This window comes from Mycobacterium sp., assembly GCF_040398885.1.
Classification (GTDB): domain Bacteria; phylum Actinomycetota; class Actinomycetes; order Mycobacteriales; family Mycobacteriaceae; genus Mycobacterium.
This window is the reverse complement of the sequence record NZ_JBBATF010000267.1, coordinates 1-2400: the sequence shown is the minus strand read 5'-3', so window position 1 is coordinate 2400 and position 2400 is coordinate 1. Positions and strand designations below refer to the sequence as shown.

Genomic DNA, 2400 nt, shown 5'->3' with positions numbered 1-2400 from the left:
GCCGGCACCAGCATCATCGGCGCCCCGCCGCGCGGGCTGACCGAGTTCGACGCCAGCCTGCCCACCGGGCAGCTGCCCGCCGGCGGCCCGTACACCGAGGCCGGCGCCAAGACCTGGCACATCGTCCCGGGCGCCACCCCGAAGGTGGGCCAGGGCACCGCCAAGACGTTCACCTACACCGTCGAGGTCGAGGACGGCATCGACACCTCATCGTTCGGCGGCGACGAGGGCTTCGCCCGGATGGTCACCGAGACGCTGGTCAACCCGAAGAGCTGGACGCACAACCCGCAGTTCGCCTTTCAGCGGACCGACGACCCCGCCGCCAAGCCGGACTTCCGGATCTCGCTGACCTCCCCGGTCACGGTGCGGGAGGGCTGCGGCTACGAGATCCAGCTGGAGACGTCCTGCTACAACCCGATCTACGGCCCGGACGCCGAGCCGCGGGTGTTCATCAACCTGGCCCGGTGGGTGCGCGGGGCGATGCCGTTCCAGGGCGACATCGGGTCCTATCGGCAGTACCTGACCAATCACGAGGTCGGCCACGCCATCGGCTACACCAGCCACGAGCCGTGCGACCGCACCGGTGCGCTGGCGCCGATCATGATGCAGCAGACGTTCTCCACCTCCGACAACGACGCCTCCCGCTTCGACCCGCAGTCGGTACAGCCGGACGGCAAGACCTGCCGGTTCAACCCGTGGCCGTACCCCATCGCCTGAGCCGGGCGGACAATGCGGGGCACACCGTCGCGGCCATGAGCACGGCCATGAGCACAATGGAGCCATGCCGCTGCCGCCGCTGGTCGAACCCGCCGCGGAGCTGACCCCCGTCGAGGTCGCCCGCTACAGCCGGCACCTGCTGCTGCCCGAACTCGGGGCCGACGGCCAGCGCCGGCTCAAGAACGCCCGCGTGCTGGTCGTCGGGGCCGGCGGACTCGGTTCCCCGGCGCTGCTGTACCTGGCCGCCGCGGGGGTGGGCACGCTGGGCGTCGTCGACTTCGACGCCGTCGAGGAATCCAACCTGCAGCGCCAGATCATCCACGGGCAGTCCGACGTCGGCCGGCTGAAAGCCGACAGCGCCCGGGATGCCGTCGCCGAGATCAACCCGCTGGTCGAGGTCCGCCCGCATCCGTTCCGGCTCACCGCCGACAACGCCGTCGAACTGTTCGGCGAGTACGACCTCATCATCGACGGCACGGACAACTTCGCCACCCGCTACCTGGTCAACGACGCCGCGGCGCTGGCCGGCAAGCCGTATGTGTGGGGCTCGGTGCACCGGTTCCACGGTCAGGCGTCGGTGTTCTGGGAGGACGCCCCGGACGGGCCCGGCGGGGAGAAGCGCGGCGTGAACTACCGGGACCTGTACCCCGAGCCGCCGCCGCCGGGTGCGGTGCCGTCCTGCGCCGAGGGCGGGGTGCTGGGCGTGCTGTGCGCGTCGATCGCCTCGGTGATGGGCACCGAGGCGATCAAGCTCATCACCGGGATCGGCGAATCGCTGCTGGGCCGGCTGCTCATCCACGACGCCCTGCAGATGTCCTACCGCACCATCGCCGTCCGCAAGGATCCGGCCGCCCCGGCCATCACCGGACTGGTCGACTACGAGGCGCTCTGCGGCACCCCCGGGCCCGCCGACCCCGGCATCACCCCGGCCGAGTTGCGGGCCCTGCTGGACTCCGGCGCGGCCGTCGCCGTCATCGACGTCCGCGAACCGGCCGAATGGGAGAGCAGCCGGGTCGACGGGGCGCAGTCGATTCCCAAGGCGCTTCTGGAGTCGCCCGACGGCCCGGGGCTGCTGCCGGCCGGCCGGCTCCCGGTGCTGTACTGCCAGAGCGGGGTGCGCTCGGCGCAGGCGCTGGCGGCCCTCAAGCGGGCCGGGGTCACCGAAGTGGTGCACCTGCGAGGCGGAATCGCGGCCTGGGCGCGGCAATTCGAGCCCGACATGGCCGGTTCCTGACGGCCCGTTACGGCCGGCACGCCTTACCCTGGCCATGTGATCGACGAGCGCCCGCCGGCCCACGTGCTGGCCGCGTTCGGTCTGAAGAACTCCGAGCCCGAGCCGCTCTGGGACGGCGGCTGGCGCTACGGCGAGATCGTGCTGACCCCGATCGCCGACCACGCCCGCGCCGCCTGGTCGGCCAAGGTGCGCGAGACGCTGTTCGTGGACGGCCTGCGACTGGCCCGGCCGGTGCGCTCCACCGACGGCCGCTACGTGGTGTCGGGCTGGCGGGCCGACACCTACGTCGCCGGCGGCCCCGAGGCCCGGCACGACGAGGTGGTCTCGGTCGGGGTGCGGCTGCACGAGGTCACCGCGGGCCTGGAGCGGCCCCGCTTCCTGACCCAGGGCCCGGTGCCGCCGTGGACCGAGGTCGACGTGTTCACCGTCGCCGACCGGGCCGCCTGGGA

General features: G+C 72.5%; 3 protein-coding genes. All 3 read left to right on the top strand.

Annotated elements, in window-relative coordinates:
- Positions 1 to 717 (top strand): DUF3152 domain-containing protein (locus ADBZ5U_RS15825; RefSeq protein WP_526811787.1); only part of this gene is annotated, 717 nt, incomplete at its 5' end.
- Between the two features lie 64 nt (positions 718 to 781).
- Positions 782 to 1951, top strand: a complete 1170-nt coding sequence (gene moeB / locus ADBZ5U_RS15820; protein ID WP_526811785.1) for a molybdopterin-synthase adenylyltransferase MoeB — start codon at positions 782 to 784, stop codon at positions 1949 to 1951.
- Positions 1952 to 1987: 36 nt separating this feature from the next.
- Positions 1988 to 2400: TIGR02569 family protein (locus tag ADBZ5U_RS15815; RefSeq protein ID WP_526811784.1), on the top strand; the 413-nt coding region annotated here is incomplete at its 3' end.